Annotated in this window: 16 protein-coding genes and 1 pseudogene; 12 read left to right on the forward strand and 5 right to left on the reverse strand. The window is 60.0% G+C overall.

The window, feature by feature from the left end; all coding sequences use genetic code 11:
• The first annotated feature begins 34 nt into the window (after positions 1-34).
• From V7714_RS03515 to V7714_RS03545, 7 genes and pseudogenes are all read left to right on the forward strand, one after another.
• Positions 35-1,393: an MFS transporter gene (locus V7714_RS03515; protein ID WP_335388171.1), complete on the forward strand. Its 1,359-nt coding sequence runs from the start codon at positions 35-37 to the stop codon at positions 1,391-1,393.
• A gap of 136 nt (positions 1,394-1,529) precedes the next feature.
• A complete protein-coding gene (locus V7714_RS03520; protein WP_335388173.1) occupies positions 1,530-2,039 on the forward strand; it encodes a single-stranded DNA-binding protein in 510 nt (169 codons plus the stop codon).
• 70 nt (positions 2,040-2,109) lie between these two features.
• Positions 2,110-2,193, forward strand: a pseudogene (locus tag V7714_RS20595) (integrase core domain-containing protein); the annotation flags it as partial.
• Positions 2,194-2,458: 265 nt separating this feature from the next.
• Complete coding sequence (locus tag V7714_RS03530) at positions 2,459-2,617, forward strand: hypothetical protein (protein ID WP_335388175.1); 159 nt, start codon at positions 2,459-2,461, stop codon at positions 2,615-2,617.
• A gap of 8 nt (positions 2,618-2,625) precedes the next feature.
• Positions 2,626-3,330, forward strand: coding sequence for a helix-turn-helix domain-containing protein (locus V7714_RS03535; RefSeq protein ID WP_335388177.1), 705 nt, complete (start codon positions 2,626-2,628; stop codon positions 3,328-3,330).
• Positions 3,331-3,526: 196 nt separating this feature from the next.
• Positions 3,527-6,256 (forward strand): DEAD/DEAH box helicase, encoded by a 2,730-nt coding sequence (locus V7714_RS03540; RefSeq protein WP_335388179.1) that lies wholly within the window; start codon positions 3,527-3,529, stop codon positions 6,254-6,256.
• 106 nt (positions 6,257-6,362) lie between these two features.
• Positions 6,363-7,391 (forward strand): restriction endonuclease, encoded by a 1,029-nt coding sequence (locus V7714_RS03545; RefSeq protein ID WP_335388182.1) that lies wholly within the window; start codon positions 6,363-6,365, stop codon positions 7,389-7,391.
• Between the two features lie 224 nt (positions 7,392-7,615).
• On the opposite strand, the gene V7714_RS03550 is transcribed toward V7714_RS03545, so the two are convergent.
• From V7714_RS03550 to V7714_RS03560, 3 genes are all read right to left on the reverse strand, one after another.
• Positions 7,616-8,140: an RNA polymerase sigma factor gene (locus tag V7714_RS03550; RefSeq protein ID WP_335388184.1), complete on the reverse strand. Its 525-nt coding sequence runs from the start codon at positions 8,138-8,140 to the stop codon at positions 7,616-7,618.
• Between the two features lie 3 nt (positions 8,141-8,143).
• Positions 8,144-8,353 carry a YgaP family membrane protein gene (locus V7714_RS03555; protein WP_335388186.1) on the reverse strand — a complete coding sequence of 70 codons (210 nt, stop codon included), beginning with the start codon at positions 8,351-8,353 and terminating at the stop codon, positions 8,144-8,146.
• A 134-nt stretch (positions 8,354-8,487) separates the two neighbouring features.
• Positions 8,488-9,501, reverse strand: a complete 1,014-nt coding sequence (locus V7714_RS03560) for an AraC family transcriptional regulator (protein ID WP_335388188.1) — start codon at positions 9,499-9,501, stop codon at positions 8,488-8,490.
• A 133-nt stretch (positions 9,502-9,634) separates the two neighbouring features.
• Here V7714_RS03560 and V7714_RS03565 point away from each other — a divergent pair, with 133 nt between their 5' ends.
• Positions 9,635-10,894, forward strand: a complete 1,260-nt coding sequence (locus V7714_RS03565) for a mandelate racemase/muconate lactonizing enzyme family protein (protein ID WP_335388190.1) — start codon at positions 9,635-9,637, stop codon at positions 10,892-10,894.
• On the forward strand, positions 10,891-11,658 hold the full coding sequence (locus V7714_RS03570) for a type 1 glutamine amidotransferase domain-containing protein (RefSeq protein WP_335388192.1): 768 nt from the start codon (positions 10,891-10,893) through the stop codon (positions 11,656-11,658). The genes V7714_RS03565 and V7714_RS03570 overlap by 4 nt, the downstream gene beginning before the upstream one ends.
• A 159-nt stretch (positions 11,659-11,817) precedes the next feature.
• Here the strand turns inward: V7714_RS03570 and V7714_RS03575 are convergent, their stop codons facing one another.
• Positions 11,818-12,825 (reverse strand): NAD-dependent epimerase/dehydratase family protein, encoded by a 1,008-nt coding sequence (locus tag V7714_RS03575; RefSeq protein ID WP_335388194.1) that lies wholly within the window; start codon positions 12,823-12,825, stop codon positions 11,818-11,820.
• Positions 12,826-12,921: 96 nt separating this feature from the next.
• Between V7714_RS03575 and V7714_RS03580 the strand changes: the two genes are divergently transcribed.
• Positions 12,922-13,818: a LysR family transcriptional regulator gene (locus V7714_RS03580; protein ID WP_335388195.1), complete on the forward strand. Its 897-nt coding sequence runs from the start codon at positions 12,922-12,924 to the stop codon at positions 13,816-13,818.
• Positions 13,819-13,891: 73 nt separating this feature from the next.
• On the opposite strand, the gene V7714_RS03585 is transcribed toward V7714_RS03580, so the two are convergent.
• Entirely contained in the window at positions 13,892-14,338 is a 447-nt protein-coding gene (locus tag V7714_RS03585; RefSeq protein ID WP_335388198.1) for a hypothetical protein, read from the reverse strand.
• A 312-nt stretch (positions 14,339-14,650) separates the two neighbouring features.
• Between V7714_RS03585 and V7714_RS03590 the strand changes: the two genes are divergently transcribed.
• A complete protein-coding gene (locus tag V7714_RS03590; protein WP_335388200.1) occupies positions 14,651-16,273 on the forward strand; it encodes a methyl-accepting chemotaxis protein in 1,623 nt (540 codons plus the stop codon).
• Between the two features lie 158 nt (positions 16,274-16,431).
• Complete coding sequence (locus tag V7714_RS03595) at positions 16,432-17,250, forward strand: hypothetical protein (RefSeq protein WP_335388203.1); 819 nt, start codon at positions 16,432-16,434, stop codon at positions 17,248-17,250.
• Positions 17,251-17,280 lie beyond the last annotated feature (30 nt).

A 17,280-nucleotide genomic window follows, 5' to 3' on the forward strand; every position in this document is an offset into this window, starting at 1 on the left:
CATTCCGGCAACACCCTCCAGCCCCCCAAGCACCATGTCCCCGCTAGAACTCCGCGCCTCTGCCGGCTTGTCCGGCCTTTACGCACTGCGCATGCTTGGCATGTTCCTGGTGCTGCCGGTGTTCGCCCTGTATGCGGCCAAGCTGCCCGGGGGGAACAATCACACCCTGGTCGGCATCGCCATGGGCATCTATGGCCTGACCCAGGCCCTGCTGCAACTGCCGCTGGGCATGCTGTCCGACCGCATAGGCCGTAAGCCGGTCATCTATGGCGGCCTGTTGATGCTGGCCGTAGGCAGCGTGATCGCCGCCATGGCCGACAACCTGCTCTGGCTCACCATAGGCCGGGCCTTGCAGGGTGCCGGCGCCATCTCGGCCGCCATCACCGCCCTGCTGGCCGACCTGACGCGTGAAGAAAACCGCACCAAGGCCATGGCCATGGTGGGCGGCAGTATAGGCATCACCTTCTCCATCTCCCTGGTCGCCGCCCCAGCCCTGGCAGACAGCATAGGCCTGTCAGGCATCTTCCTCTTGACCGGCGGGCTGGCGCTGGCAGCCATCATCGGCGTCTGGCAGATCATCCCCGACCCCTCGCAAAGCCGCTTCCATTCCGACGCCGAAGCCAACCCCAAGCGCCTGGGCGCCGTGCTGCGCGATCCACAACTGCGCCGACTCAACTACGGCGTGTTCGCCCTGCATGCCGCCCAGATGGCCCTGTTTGTCACCCTGCCGCTGGCACTGGTGCAGACCGTGGGCCTGGCGGCAGGCGAGCACTGGAAGGTCTACCTGCCGGTCATGACCATCGGCTTTATCCTCATGGTGCCCGCCGTCATCGTGGGCGAGACCCGCAACAAGCTCAAGCAGGTGTTCACCGCCGCCGTCGCCCTGATGCTGGTGGCCCAACTGGGCATGGCCAGTGGCTTTGGCACGCTGACCCAGATCATGGTGTGGTTGGGCCTCTATTTCATCGCCTTCAATATCCTGGAGGCCACCCAGCCCAGCCTGATCTCCAAGATCGCCCCGGCCGATGCCAAGGGCACCGCCATGGGGGTTTACAACACCACCCAGTCGCTGGGTTTTGCCGTGGGTTCGGCGGCTGGCGCCACCCTGTACCAGCACGGCGGCGCCCTGACCGTCCACCTGTTCTGCGCCGCCCTGATTGGCATCTGGCTGGTAGTCACATTAGGGCTTAAACCCCCCATGCCGGTGCGCACCATGATGTACCATATCGATGATGCGCAACTGGGCAACGCCACCGAACTGGCCCGCCAGCTGTCCCAACTGGCCGGCGTAAAAGAAGCCGTGGTGATCGCAGAGGAAGGCGTGGCCTACCTCAAGGTCATGCGCGAGGGATGGGACGAAGCCGGCGCGCATGCGCTGCTCGGCATCGCCTGAACCCGTTGCGCCGCGCTGGCATGCCCGCGCCGGTATGCCCGCGCAGGCAGCAGATTTTTAGTCATTCAGTAAACACATACGACGGTGGCCGGCAAATCCAGTGCCGTGCCGCCTTATCCATTGGAGAAAACGCAATATGGCATCGCTCAACAAAGTCCTGCTGATCGGCAATCTGGGCCGCGACCCCGAGATGCGCTACATGCCGGATGGCTCGGCCATCTGCAACTTCAGCATCGCCACCACCGAAACCTGGAAGGACAAGAACAGCGGCCAGAAGCAGGAAAAGACCGAGTGGCACAACATCACCATGTACCGCCGCCTGGCCGAAATCGCCGGCCAGTACCTGAAGAAGGGTAGCTCGGTCTATATCGAAGGCCGCCTGCAAACCCGCAAGTGGCAGGACAAGACCACCGGCCAGGATCGCTACACCACCGAGATCATCGCCGACGAAATGAAGATGCTGGGCGGCAAGTCCGGCGGCATGAGCAGCGGCGCCGACTACGACCAAAGCGCCCCCAGCTACAACGACGCCCCCTCGGCCCCACCCGCCCAGCGCGGCGGCGGCGCCCCAGCAGGCGGCCAATCGCGCCCTGCTCCGCAAAAGCCGCAGAGCTTCGACGACTTCGAGGACGATATTCCGTTCTAAGACACATCTAATTTAGAGATGGTTAGAGCAGCAGTGAAAAACCCTGTCTTGACGGGGTTTTTCTTTGCGTGCAGAAGCGAAGGTATTGATCGAAAGCTGGCGCCGACACTACAACAAAGTGCGTCCGCATTCGAGTCTGAAGTTCCTGACGCCGACAGCGCTCAGGGAGATGTGCGGGTCAACTGCGATAACCGAGGCCATTCTTCAGGAATAGATGGTCCGAAGAAAACCGGCAGGTCACGCCAACCCTATCTTTGTGAACTAAGATAGATATTACACGAACCGATATATTCATCCGTAACATGCTGTTTATTATATGTTTTTATAACTATTTTCCACCTACCATCTGCACCTGTGTCTAGAGAGTATCTCTGTGAGGTTTTATAAAGAGCCTAGTTCTGAAAAGAAAGGGGCTCGAAATGAAGAAAGACGACATTCTGTTCTTTAGTCTCGCGTGGATTGCTGCAAACGCATCGCAACTTGTGCAGATTCTCCAGGCGCTACTTCCTGTGCTGGCTGTTGGTGCCCTTGGGTACGCCATACACGTGATCGCTCGCGACAAAGGGAAGAAGAAGTGATTCGGAATATGTACTGGCACAAGATGCCTTCAGAAACGACGGTGGGCGTGTTGCCGAAGCTCACATGGTCTAGCGATGACGAACTCTCTCCTGCATCAAGCACAATCGCGCTGATGCTATACGTAGTCCTTCATTTCATGGCTCAGGATGAGCTTGAGGAGGGGCCAGAGGGCATTAGCCTTTCCGCCCGTATCGCGACCGCGAGCTATGAAGACTTGATGCTTGCTACCGGGGGGAAATCACGTAGCTTGATCTCACAAGGCTTGCGTCGCCTTGAGCAACTGAAACTGCTAGCTCGTTTGGGATCTCACCAGAAAAGACGCTATCGACTTACCTGCTCCCAGCCAGGTTGGTTCAAGCTACCGTGCCAAGCGATCATGCGGGCGGGAGTCATATCGCCATTCGAGAACTTTACGTTGAGGTCTCGTCACGAGCTTCACGCACTGAAAGTCTACCTGTACCTAGCGGCGCGTCGAGACAACAATCAAGGCTTCTCGCTTGCTTCCTACGAGAATATCTCGGAAAAAACGGGTGTTCCGAAACGCCACATGCACAAGGCCTTGGTAATGCTTACCGCCTGCGGGTTGCTGGCAGACATCAATCGGGAGCGCGATACCAAGGGCGAAGGTGCCTCGTACGGACCAAATAGGTATTACCTAACCGGTCATCACCAGCTATTTCAGTCCGCTACCGGTACGTCAGTAACAGCGTAAACCAGCCCTTCGATTGGCATGTAGCCAGCCAAAGTTAATTTTGATGGCCTGTTTTAAGGGAGGGATGGCATCCACCAATCCACCCAAGTTAAGCCAATGTCGTAATTCGTTGGGAAAACCCTGCTATCGCGAATGGCCTTTCGCTGATTCCTTGCCATATATTGAGTGCAATAGCAATTTCGGGGGAGCGCAAGAAATGAGAACGACCGATGCACAAGGACCGGGAGTCGATGCTTGGTTGTTGCAACGTCTGCGGGGTTGGGGGGTCGACTGGTTGACCGATGTTCAGCAACGCGCGCTAGCTGCCGGAGCCGCTGACGGCCGCAACTTGGTCGTGAGCGCACCAACATCGTCGGGGAAGACGCTGGTGGGAGAGATTGCCGTGCTCTGTGCCCTGCGCGCTGGGCTCCGTGCCATCTATCTCGTGTCCCACAAAGCTCTCGCCAATCAGAAGTACCTCGATTTCGTCGCCCGCTTCGGTGAAGGTGCGGTAGAGCCTATCGGGTCGGTCGGCCTGAACACAGGTGACCGAACCGAGGGTGACATTGACGCCCAACTGATGGTTGCGACCTACGAGAAGGCACTTGGTCTATTCCTCAGCGGTCAGCTCAGGCCGAACAATGCGCTGGTCGTCGCCGACGAGTTGCAGATTCTCGGCGAATCCGGGCGCGGACCGGATATTGAAGCGCTCTGCTCGGCATTGCGGCAGCGCGGCATCAGGCAATTTGTGGCGTTGACGGCGACCGTCGAGAACCCAGAGGACATCGCCGGATGGATGGTATGCGACCTCGTTCGCAGTACGCATCGGGATGTGCCGCTCTATCAAGAAATCTGGTATGGCGGCCGTGCTCATCGCACGAAGTTCGGCGACGATAGCGGATTGGATGTGCCCGGTGGCGCCACCCCAACAAACGATATTGGCGCGGTTGTAGACCACCTCCTCCGCCTCGACCGCGGCCCCGTCCTAGTGTTCACAGAGAGTCGTGGGGAGGCAGTCACTTTTGCGACCTCATTTGGGCAGCGTAGACCCCGCGTCGGAGTCGGTATCGAGGTGGCGGAGCAGCTGGATTTGTTTTCCGAGCCGACCGAATCGTCGGATCGGCTCCGTGAGAACGCAGAGCGCCGCGTCGCTTTTCACACTGCAGACCTATCGCCGCAGGAACGTCAGGTCATCGAAGGCGGCTTTACTGACGGAAAGTTCGAGGTGTGCTTTGCCACTTCGACCCTCGCTGCTGGCGTGAACTTTCCATTTCGAACCATTGTTTTCTCCAAGCTAACCTATCGCTGGGGCGCGAGAGCGGGGAGTCCAGTTGGCAGATCCGACTACCGCAACATGTCCGGCCGGGCGGGCAGACTCGGTATGCACTCCGAAGGATTTGCAGTCTTGTTGCCGCAGAACAATGTCGAACTTGCACACGCCAACATGTTGGTGCTACCCGACAACGATCGACTCAATTCACAGCTGGTGAACTTGAGCATCCGCAAGACGATCCTGACATTGGTTGCCTCAGGGCTGGCGAGCAGCTTTGCCGAGGTGATGACATTCTTCGAAAACACGCTGTACTGGTATCAAACGCTGAATCGTAATCCCGCAAAGTTAGCCACTTTGGCGGCCGAAAGCCGATCTGCAGTGGATTGGCTGGCGGCCAACGCATTAATTCGTGATGAGGCAGACACCTTGCTTGTCACTTCGTTGGGCAACGCTGCAGCGATGTCTGGACTGCTCCCAGCCACGGCCGTTCAACTAGCTGCCATGCTGCATATCGTTGGTCCTAAGCTAACAGCGAGCTTCGATGAGTGGATTCCCGGACTGATTTATGCGGCCTGTGCCAGCGATGAATTCAGGACCGAACGACCGTCTCGATTCTTTCCTTTCCCTTCGAAAAGCAACTACGAGTCGGTTACGTTCTGGGGAACGAAGCCGCTTCCGGTGCAGCTTGACCGAAACGACGTGAAGTTGGCGCAGTGTGCCCATGCGATTGTGCTCTATGCAGAAGGGCTGGCAGATCGGAAGATCGCCTACATGACACAGGTGCCAGGTGGCACTATTCATCGCCTTGCGCTGGACGTTGCTTGGGTACTCGATGGCCTACACAAGCTATCGACAACGCCCGACCTCGGTTGTCCGCAAACGGTTAGCAACCAAATCGCGATGCTGGCCCGTCGGGTCCGTTGGGGCGCGCCGCCAGAGGCGCTGGATGTGCTTCGGGTTGCCGAGCGTCATAGCGTGCCGGGTTTTGGCAGACAGCGTGCAATGGGTCTTGTCGCGCAAGGGATCGCGACCCTGCACGACGTACTTGCAACTGCAAAGGACAGGCTTGTGCAGTTGCTGCGAAGCGAGCCGCGCGCGCTGGCATTGCTCGATGCGGTTTCTAGCGCCGTAGGACTAGGGCCAAGTAGGCTGGCTTCCGCCCATCGGAAGACTGGACATGAGTTGGGCATCGAGCATCTGGTCAAGGCCTGCGACGAGGCTCTCGGTACTGAGTATGAAGAGGCAGTGGTTGCGCTTCTCCAAGTCGAAGCTGCCTGGGCCGTAACCGTACTGGACGACGGTACGCGCGCCAATGTGCCGGATCTGCTCATCGCGCTAGGCGCCCAGCAAATCTTGCTGGAATGCAAAACCTGCACCAAGTCACCCCCTCTTATCAAGAAGGAAGAAGCCTGGGCAGTCATTCAAAAGGGGGCGGACTTTGACCCTGCGATGCGGCGAGTGACCTTAGGTAAACCGGCGTTCGACGAGACCTCGAAGAAGAAAGCAGCGGCTTCTATGGACATCACGCTGATTGAACACAGCATATTCATGGAAGGCCTGCTGCGTGTTCACGGCGGAACGCTGTCTGCGGCCGATTTTATGACTTGGCTCGGCAATCCTGGTGTCGCCGAACTCGAACGGCTAGGGGGGTGCCCGACGTACATCGGCAAGTAATGAATCCACGCAAGCATGTTATTTCGGCAATGCCGAGCCCATCATTCAACCGGATCTGCGCAAAAAGCAGTGCAGGTAGGTGAATTCAAACGTTAGAGCTCAAAATATGCAGAAGCCCACACCAACATGGGAATTGTTTGAGGATCTTGTGCGGCGCATTTTGGAAGCCAACAACTTCCAAGTCACAGTCAACTCGGGCCGTGGGGACAGGGGCTTCGATTTGCTCGGTACCGATGGGAACGAGCGATGGGCGATAGAGGTTAAGTACTACCGTACGGTACGTGCACAGCCTACTCTCATCGAAGCTGCGGCAATGCGCCTTGTGAACAATGGTGTCACGGTTCCAGTGCAAAAGGGCATGCTTGTAGTCTCCTGCGTGCTGCCGCCCGAATTACGTGAGGTGCTGGAAGAGAAGTTCAGTGTCACATGTGTCGACCGAAGTGACCTGCGAGTTTGGGCTGCTGCTGCCTCAGAACTGACTGAAGAACTGGAGGCACTGATTGAGGCCGACCCGAGTGAATCTCTGGTTACACGCACTACGCGCGAAGATCCTCGACAAAGGAGTCAACCACTGAGTAGGGCATCGACCGCACCCGAAGACAAAAGGGGAACGGATCTGTGCCACGAACTCAAGGCCATAAAGCGAGGAAAGGAAGCGTGGGCGCGATATGAGAGAGTCTGTGCAAAGATACTCAAGTACCTGTTCCCGACCGATCTCCATGGATGGCATTCCCAAAAGCGGACCGATGATGGCCTGAGCCGATTTGACTTCGTCTGTCGGGTGAAACCTACCACCGAGTTCTGGAGGTTCGTAATCGAACATCTTGACAGCCGCTACGTTCTGTTTGAATTCAAGAACTACTCAGGGAAGATCAAGCAAGGACAGATTCTCACGACGGAAAAGTATCTTCTCGAACGAGGCCTCAGGCGCGTGGCAATCATCCTGACTAGAGCAGGCGCGGAACCGCATGCGATTAAAATGACTCAGGGTGCCATGCGTGAACATGGCAAGCTAATGCTCATCGTTAATGACGAAAAGCTTTGCGAGATGCTGCACATGAAAGAGCGTGGGGAAGACCCCGCCGATTGTCTGTTTGAGCTTGCCGACAACTTCCTGCTGTCGCTCCCAAGGTGAGCTCTAGCAAGTCGTTTGAAAGAGACGCCCCGGTACCGCGCTTTGTTTACCAAAGCGAACTTGGGAGTCGCGTCAGAATCTACATAGCCCTTAACTTGGGTGGATTGTGGCATCCACTCACGGTAGCGCTGACCTTCGCACAATAAAGTCGCATTGCTAATACGATCCGAAACAAATTGACCGGCTGACCCGAACCTTAACCCACACCTGATACCGGTCGGTTGTTATGCGCTCAGCAGATACTCCCGCACCAGTTCGCGCGCCCGGTGCAGCCGGCTCTTCACCGCACCGGGCTGCTCACCTAGGCGCTCGGCGATTTCCGCAATCGTCAGTTCTTCAAAGTCCCGCAGCAGCACCACTTCAAGGTAGTGCGCAGGCAAGGATTCGAGTGCGTGCGCAAGGTCAACTCTCAAGGCATCGTCAGTGCGGCGGGCCAACTGCTGCTCCATCATCTCATCCTCAAGCGGCTCATGTCTGAACATCATGCGTCCGAGCTTGTGGCACTCGCGCTTGATGATCGTGAACAGCCAAGCGGAAAAGGCCACCGTCGCCTTCAGGCTGGTGACCTTGCGCGAAATGATCAACAGCGATTCCTGTACGGCGTCATCCACATCGCTGACATGGCAGTGCCTGCGCGCATAGCGGCGAGCATCTGCCTGGCAGACCGCGAGCAGACGAGCAATCGCTGCCACGTCGCCTGCCTGGGTTGCCAAGATAAGACGCTCCCGTTCGATCACGCTGTCGACCATGGTTCAGCGCCCCTTGCCCAGCTTGCGGCCCACCAGCGCGCACATAGGGCAAAAACCCACCAAGCCGGTCATGGCCATCACGGCACCCATGATGCCGGTGCCTACGGCGAGATTCGATGCCCCCCAATTCATAGCGGCGAATACCAGCGCCATTGCGCCGATGACAATGCGCAGGGTACGTTCCCAATTGGGGACATTCTTCACGTAGAACATTGCAAGCTCATTTGATTATTGCTGGTTCGAGGACATCCCTCACTTGTTAAGAGGAACCGAGCCAACAAAACGGTTCGCAGGTGACTAAAAAATTTGCGCGCCATGCACGTCGCGTCTTCTCGCCCTAGCGGCGTCTACGCCCCTGCGCCGCGCCGCATCCTGCCCGGCGCCATCCCGAACCAGCGCCGCACTGCCCGGCTCAGGCTGCTGGCATCGTGATACCCCAGTTGCCGGGCAGCTTCGTCCAGGCCGGTGCCGGCCAGGATCAGGCGTTGCGCCTCTTGCTTGCGGGCCGTATCGAGCAGGGTGGTCCAACTGCTGCCCTCCTCTGCCAACTGGCGCTGCAATGTGCGTACCGTGGTGCCTAGCTGTGTCGCCACCGCTTCGGCGCTGGCCTCGCATAGCGGGCGGGCCGCCAGCCACTGCGTAATAAAGCCTGAGAGGTAACCTGCTGGCGGCAGTAGCACCAGTTGCTCGTCTATCAGGCGGCAATGCATGGCACACAAACTGGCGTCGGCATGCGGCAGCGCCTGGGCAAGATCAGCACGGGAGAAGGTGATCGAATGCACGGGGGCGCCAAACACTGGCAGTACGCCGAGGATGGACCGATATGCCTCGGTAGCCGCCTGTGGCGCATGGCTAAAGCTCACGGCACGCGGCTGGGCGTGCGAGGCCGACAGCCAGCCTGCCATGGTGACCAGGCCGGCAACGATGGCCTCGATCTGCTGCGGCAGCAGGTGCAGGCGCATGCTGCGGGGGGTGTAGACAATGGTGACGGATTCACGCATTGCCGCGGCATCAGACGTCAATACACCGCCATCGCTGACCAGGCGCTGGTAGCGCAGCATCAGCTGCATGGCCTCGCCCAGCGTGGCGCTGCTCATGATGGCATGCCCCAGCACATAGAAAGTCGATGGGCGCACCTGGCTACCTACCTTCAAGCCAAATAGGGCATCGCCAGACAAGGCGATGGCGCGCTTCCACAACTGCTGGGCGACGCTCAGGCCCACGCGGTTGCCCGCAGCGGCAAACTCCCGCTCGGTGATGGGCAAGCCATCGAGCAATGCCTCGCGGGCAATCCCCGCCGCCTCGGCCGTTTCCAGCAGGCTGCGCAGATAGCTGACAGCAACGGTATAGGGTTCCTGCATCACAGCCTTCCATGGGCGCGGCTACGGCAACAGCCTGTCTTACATTGGCGTGAAATGTCAATTTTTGCGCCGGGCCGTGTCAATGCGCACCCAGGCCATCGGCGCTACAGTCGGCACCAAACCAGGAGACATCATGACCAAGATTGCCCATATCGAGCTGTATCACGTGGCCTATCCCTTGAAGCGGGCGTTCTACCCCAGTTGGATACCCGGCTATCCGCAGACCGAGAACCGCTTTGACCTGATACGGGTGATCACCGAATGTGGTGCAGAGGGCTGGTCTGCCGGCCCCGCCATGGGCAGGGAGCGGCGCGGCTTTGGCGAGCTGATCGCGCCCTACCTGATCGGGTTGGATGCGACTGACATCCCGTTGATACAGCAGCGCCTGCGCGAGATGTCCTACCTGGGTCTGCGCAATGCCTGGATAGAACCGGCGTTCTGGGACATCAAGGGCAAGTTGGCCGGTAAGCCGGTCTACCAGTTGCTGGGCGCCGAGGCAGGCAAGATCCGCCTGTACGCCTCGACCGGCGAGATCAAATCGCCGGCCGAGCGGGTGGAAGAGGCACTGGCGCGCCATCAGGAAGGCTTTTCTGCCATCAAGCTGCGTGTGCATGATTTTGACGAGCGCCAGGATATTGCGCAGGTCGAGGCCGTGATCAAGGCGGTGGGCGACCGCATGAAGGTGGCGGTGGATGCCAACCAGGCCTGGCGCGTGACCGCCATAGCCGATGCTCCCTTATGGGACCTCGCCCGCGCCAAGCGCTTTGCCGACGCCTGCGCCGATCTGTGTGTGGCCTGGATAGAAGAGCCGCTGCCCATGGACGACTATGCCGCCCAGGCAGAACTGACGGCCTACAGCCGGGTGCCGATTGCTGGCGGCGAGCTGCATACAGGTGGCCTGGCAGAGCTGAAGATGATGATAGAGCGCCGTTGCTATGCTTACTTCCAGCCCGACGCCATGTTCACCGGCGGGATTGCGCAGACGCTGGAAGTCATCCGCCTGTGCAAGGATGCCGGCCTCAAGTACACCCCCCACACCTGGACCAACGGCATCGGTTTTGCGGTCAACCTGCAACTGATGGCTGTGGGTGGCAACCGCGAGCAGGGCCTGCTCGAATATCCACTCAACCCGCCCTCGTGGACGATAGAAGCCCGCGACGCCATACTGGCCGAGCCCTTCATGCACCAGCAAGGTGAGCTTGCCTTGCCCACCACGCCCGGCCTGGGCTTCGACATAGACCGGCGGGCGCTGCGGCGCTATGGCCGGCGATTCTTCAGCATGGGCAGGCTGGGCCTGATGCTGCACACGGTGCGCCAGAAGGGTTTCAAGACGGCGCGAGAAATCGACACAACCCGTCGCCTGCACGGCGTCAAGGCAAAGGAATTGGCATGATACTTTGCATCCTTCCCTCCCTGGACTACGACCCGACCGAGAGCGCCGTGCCCTGGCAGGCGCTGCAGCAGGCCGGCGTGCAGGTACGCTTTGCCACGCCGACAGGCGCGCCGGCCTACGCCGACCGGCGGCTGACCGATACCGGCTTTTCCATCATGTCGCCGGTATTCATGGCCAAGCCCACCGAACTCGCCATCTACCGTGAGATGACGCAGGACCCGCATTTTCTGGCACCACTGCCCTATGCCGACGTAGACCCCGACGCCTTCGACGGCTTGCTGATCCCCGGCGGCCATGCACCCGGCGTCAGAAGCATGCTCGACTCGGACGAAGCGAAGCGGATCACGCTGGGTTTCTTCCAGACCGGCAAGCCCATCGCTGCCGTCTGCCACGGGGTATTGCTACCGGCGCGTACGCTGGACCCGGCAACGGGAAAGTCCGTACTCCACGGCCGCAAATCCACCGGCTTGCCAGCCTTTATGGAGCTGTTCGCCTGGTTTGTCACCGCGCCATGGCTAGGCCGCTACTACCGTACCTACCCCTGCTCCGTGGCCACCGAACTCAAGGCCGCCCTGGCCGACCCACACGACTACACGCACGGCCCGGTATTGCCGCTGCGCGACAGCGCGGACAATCACCACAATGGCTTCGTGGTAGAGGATGGCAACTACCTGTCGGCCCGTTGGCCTGGCGACTGCTACCGCTTTGCCAAGCGATACAGCGAGCTCGTGGTGCAGTACCAGGCCAGTCGCGGGCGCCGCTAAGAGCAGCTAACAAAACCCTTCTGGCGTTGTTGTGCGAGCTTGCCGTACCCACGTACTGTCAGCTGCGCGCGCCAGCGCACGCACGCCTAGCCAGAACCGCTACGCTGGGTTTTGTTAGCCGCTCTAAACCCAGCCGGCCTGGCGCTGGCACGCTGGCGATCAGGCCGCGACCACACCCCGCCCTGCTTCCGTGCTGTCGATAGGGCCAAGGCACCCCAGTCCGCGCAGCGTCGCCTCTACCGCCTCGTCCAGCGGTGTGTTTGGCTCCTGGCCCAGTACGCCTTGCAGCTTGGTGTTGATCATCTGCACCGGTTGCCGCCACAGATAGCGCATTTCCAGCAGCTCGCGCAGCGTGGTATTAAAAGGCGCAATGCAACGTATCAGCCACCAGGGAAACGCCGAGATGCGGGGTTCACCACCATGCCGTGCTGCTACCCGCTGTATCGCCTGGGCCATCTGGCGGCCATCGGCATCCCAGAACCCAGCCATATGGAAGGTAGCAAACGGCGCTAGCGTCTCCCGTTGCGCCAGCAAGGCCACCATGGTGCGCGCCACATCAGGCAGGTAAGCCCATTGATGGCCTACACCTGGCTGTGCCGGGTTCTGGATGCGGCTTACCGGCTTGCCTGGCTGTATCAGCCCCTGCGATAGCCAGTTGTTGCCCGCCTGCGGCCCGAAGAAATCGCCTGCCCTTACGATCAGTACCCGTCCGCCCTGCTTGGCATGGCGCTGCAGCCGGCATTCCATCTCCACCCGTATCGCGCCCTTGCGGGTCACCGGATTCTGCGGTGCATCCTCGTCCAGCATGGGGAAGGCATCGGGGCCATAGTTGTAGACAGTGCCGGGCAGCACGATGGTAGCGCCGGTCCCAGCTGCTGCCGCGATGGTGTTATCCAGCATAGGCAGCACCAACTCGGCCCAGCGGCGGTAGCCCGGTGGGTTCACCGCATGGACTATCACCGCACAGCCTTCTGCAGCCCGCCTGACATCGGCCGCATTCAGTGCATCTCCCTGCAACCAGGTAATGCCGTCGCGTCGTTCGCTCTGGCTTGCCATGCCCCGCTTGAGGGCCTTGACCTCCCAGCCGCCATCGCGCAACTGCCGCGCCACTTCGCCCCCTATGCCACCCGTGGCGCCCAATACCAGTGCTGTTTGTGCCCTTGCCATCATCCTGCTCCTTGCGCTTGTCAGATGGCGTCATCCTAAGGCGTGGGTGATCAATACGGAATTGACTGGATTGATATAGACGCTATACATTTTTGCATGGACAACAATATCCCCTGGGAGCTGTACCGCTCCTTTTTTGGCGTGCTGCAGGAAGGCACACTCTCCGGCGCAGCCCGGGCGCTGGGCGCCACCCAGCCCACCATAGGCCGGCATATCGCGGCACTGGAAAAAAGCCTGGGCCTGGTGCTGTTTACCCGTTCCCAGCACGGCTTATTGCCGACCGAGGCGGCGCAGGCATTACGCAGCCACGCGCAGGCCATGGCCAGCACAGCGGCGGCACTCCAGCGCGCGGCAGCCAGCCAGGGCGATGGCCTGACCGGCGTCGTGCGGGTGACTGCGAGCGATGTCGTGGGCGTGGAAGTGCTGCCGCCTATACTCGCCGAGCTGCGCGAGCGGCATCCGGGGATCAAGGTCGAGCTGGTATTAAGCAGTCGGGTACAGGATCTGCTGCAGCGCGAGGCCGATATCGCCGTCCGTATGCTGCGCCCACAGCAAGACCAACTGCTTGCCCGCCACATTGGCCGTATCACGCTCGGTCTGCATGCCAGCCCCGCCTACCTGGCACGCTGCGGCCTGCCGTCCACGGTGGAAGACCTTGCCCAACATAGCCTGATCGGCTTTGACCAGCCCACCCCTTACACCCGTGCGGCGGCCAAAATGCTACCCGGTATGCAACGCGAACGCTTCGCCTTGCGCAGCGATAGCGACCTGGCCCAGCTGGCACTGATACGTGCCGGGGCAGGTATAGGCTTTTGCCAACTGCCATTGGCCATGCGCGATCAACTGGTGCGGGTGCTGCCGGCAGCCTACGCGCTGGAGTTGGATACCTGGATCACCATGCATGAGGACCTGCGCGCCAGTCGCGTCTGCAAGGCGGTGTTCGATGCACTGGTGGCCGCACTGACCACCTATGCCGCAGGTGCCGCCACCTAGCAGGTAGCCTGGGTAACCGTTGCCATACCCAATCGCTTACCGGCTCGTAAACACGCTGCTTGTGCTGCAGCGTCTATAAAACCAGCGTCTCGCAAGAAAAGAATACACAACGCCCTTTCAGCTCGCGACCTGAAAGCAACAACGCTTCAAGCATCACAACATCTGCCCCGACGGCCCAGGTGATACGACCATCCACGGCAGTGCCCAATACATTCGCAAAGGCACGTAAAACCGGGCCACACCCCATCATGTTTGCCCCTGCCTCCGGGAGTCCGCGCCCTACGTTAAAGTAATCGGCGTCTTGCTCCATGGGCCGCAACTGAAACCAGTCTTCCTTCGAATGTACGACCCAAAAAACTCCCACCTTCCTTACATCGCAAGCGTGCACAAGCACACCCACCTCATATACCAACCATGCCAGCAAGCGCGCGTCGCTTATTACCCCATTAAAGGAGAAATATTGCTCGGGCCGAGTACGTATCTGCTTCACGACTCCCGTTACACCTACTAACTCTTCCATAAACACCTCACTTTCAGCTTCCTGCTACCCAATCTTAATCCTCAGTGCCACCTCATTGCGTATGGACGTAGCGATACCCAACGGCTTGCCCGCTGGCGCCGAAACTGGACAGGCCGCAATAGTCAGGAAAGGCATTAGGCACCGCCCTCGCATCGAGCCTTCAATTCAGGCTGTTGCGTAATACATACCGGGCACCGACCTTGAATAAATCTGTAAAAAAGTAATCTATAGTTTTCAGCAGGCCCATGACCAAAGGCCTTGCTGCAGCGCCGTCTGTGCGTTGGCAGGACGTCATACCCAAGGAGCACCAGCATGAAGCTAAAAACCCGTGTGTGGCTGATTATCTCGGCCTCTGTCCTGGGCATGGCGCTGGTGTCGGCCTTTAGCCTGATCGCCCTGCGCGACACCATGCTGGATGAGCGCAAGATACAGATAGACCGCCTGCTTCAGCTTGCCGCCGGCATGCTCGATCACTACCACAAGCTGGAAACCAGCGGCGCCCTGAGCCGTGACGAGGCGCAGGCCCGGGCCAAAGTGGCCTTGGGGGGTCTGCGCTCGGGCGATGACTACCTGATATTGCGCTCGATGGAGGACGTGCTGCTGGTCCACCCCGATCAAAGCCGTATCGGCAAGGTGGACAAGGGCGCCAAGCTGCCAGATGGGCGCCATATATCGGACGAGTACCGGGCCATCCTGGCCAAGGCCGACAGCGGCTTTGCCGAGACCATGGCGACACGCCCAGGTAAGAAGGATGGCCCCAAGGTGGCCAAGCTCAACGGCATACGCAAGTTCGAGCCCTGGGGCTGGATGGTGGGATTTGGCCTGTTTGTCGATGATATCGACGATGCCTTCTGGGCCCGTGCCGTGCAGTTCGTGCTACTGAGCCTGCTTATCATCGGCGTGCTGGCCACGCTCTCGCTCACCATGTCGCGCAAGATACTGCAGCAGCTGGGAGGCGAGCCGCAGTACGCCCACGATATTGCAGTGGCCATCTCGCAGGGTGATCTCAGCCAGACCGTAACCATCAGCGGCTCGGCCGGCGGCAACAGCATGCTGGGGGCGGTCAGCCGCATGCAGGCCAGCCTGCGCGATATGGTAGGCCGCTTCAACCAGGCCTCGTCCACGCTGGCAGGGGCGTCAGAGCAGTTGTCCGGGCGCATAGGGCAGATAGAGCAACGCTCCAGCGAAACCGCCAATACCACGGCCGCTACGGCTGCGGCCGTGGAGGAAATGACCGTCAGCATTGCCCATGTGGCCGACAGCACCAAGGCGGCCGAGGCCAGTTCATCCAGCTCGGCCGAACTGGCCCGTACAGGCCAGAAGCTGGCATCGGATGCGGCGGCCGAGATACGCCATATTGCCGATGGCGTGCGCGCCGCCGTCGAGCTGGTGCAAGGGCTCGATAGCCGCTCCAAGGAGATCGACCGCATTGCCGTGGTGATCAAGGAGATCGCCGAACAGACCAATCTGCTGGCCCTCAACGCCGCCATCGAAGCCGCCCGGGCGGGCGAGCAGGGTCGTGGTTTTGCGGTGGTGGCCGACGAGGTACGCAAGCTGGCGGAGCGTACCGGGGTGGCCACCCAGAACATCTTTGAAGTGACCGGTGCGGTGCAGAACGATACTCAGTCCATCGCAGGCCGCATGGGCGAAGTAACCGGCTTGGTCAACGGCGGGGTGGAGCAGACCGAGCGGGCGGCAGAATACTTGCAGCGCATCAGTGGCAGCGCAGAGGCCACCTTGGGCCAGACGCGCGATGTCAACCTGGCGCTGTCGGAACAAAGCCAGGCCAGCGAAAGCATAGCCCGCAATGTGGAGCATATCGCCGAGATGACGGCCGAATCCGACCTGTCGCTGCGTGAAATCAGCCAGGCGTTTGCCGAGCTGGACGTTCTGGCGCAGGAACTCAAGCACACCGCCAGCGGCTTCAGGGTCTAGGCATGAGGTAGATAGGGGAGGCTGCCAGATAGCGGCTGCCAAGCGCACCTACACGGTTAATCCAGATCAAGCCATGGCGTAATACCAAGCCAGTGCTTTTGTGCCACGGTTACCATTCAATATATTGCAACAACTGTTACGTTCAGGAGTAGCACACCATGCTCAGATTCACCGTACTCACACTGGCAGCCTGCTGCGCCACCGCCGCACCGGCCAGCCGTGAATACAAGATGATCGTCGACCCCTCGGCCTACGAGGCTTACGAACCCAGCGAAATCTCCTTCGTCATCGAGCGCAGCCTGCTCAACCTGGCCAAAGGCCCCATCAGCCTGGAAACGCGGGGCAAGACCTCACGCGACAAGACCCGGGCTGTGCGTTTTCTCGACACCCCTGGCGACTGCCTGCTGACCAAGGCCGGCTTGATCGTGCGTGACCGTGGCAACGAAAAGAAGCGCACCCTGACCATCAAGCTGCGCGGTGATGTAGATGGCAGCTGGACCAAGGGCGCCAAGGTCAAAGAGGAAGAAGACGTGGTGCCGCCGCTGCAGATCAAGCAGTCGCGTGCGCTGCAGGCCAAGCTGGAGAGCAGTGCCACCCTCGATACCATCAAGAGCCTGCAGTCCTACCTGCCGGAACTCGAACGCCTGGGCATACCGGCCGACAAGGCAGTGCAGCCGGTAATCAAGGAAAGCATACGCGAAGAAACCTTTACCCTGCCCGAGATCAAGCTGGGCAACAGCTGGGCCGAAACCGAGCTATCAATGTGGTACTTCGGCGATGAAGAGCGCCCCGCCCTGATCGAGGCCTCGTTCCGCTATGAAATGGACGGCAATGCCGAGGCCAACGAAGCTACGGCCAAGGTGGCTGCCCAATGGTTCAAGCTGTGGCAAAGCCCTTCGGGCCTAACACCCGACCCCGTCGAGTCCACCAAGACCGCCTTTGTCTTCAAGCGCTCTGCCGACTTCTGCAAAAAATGAGCGCCCACCCCATAGGACTTTGGAGTAACT

The organism is Chitinimonas sp. JJ19 (assembly GCF_036961565.1).
Classification (GTDB): Bacteria; Pseudomonadota; Gammaproteobacteria; order Burkholderiales; family Chitinimonadaceae; genus Chitinimonas.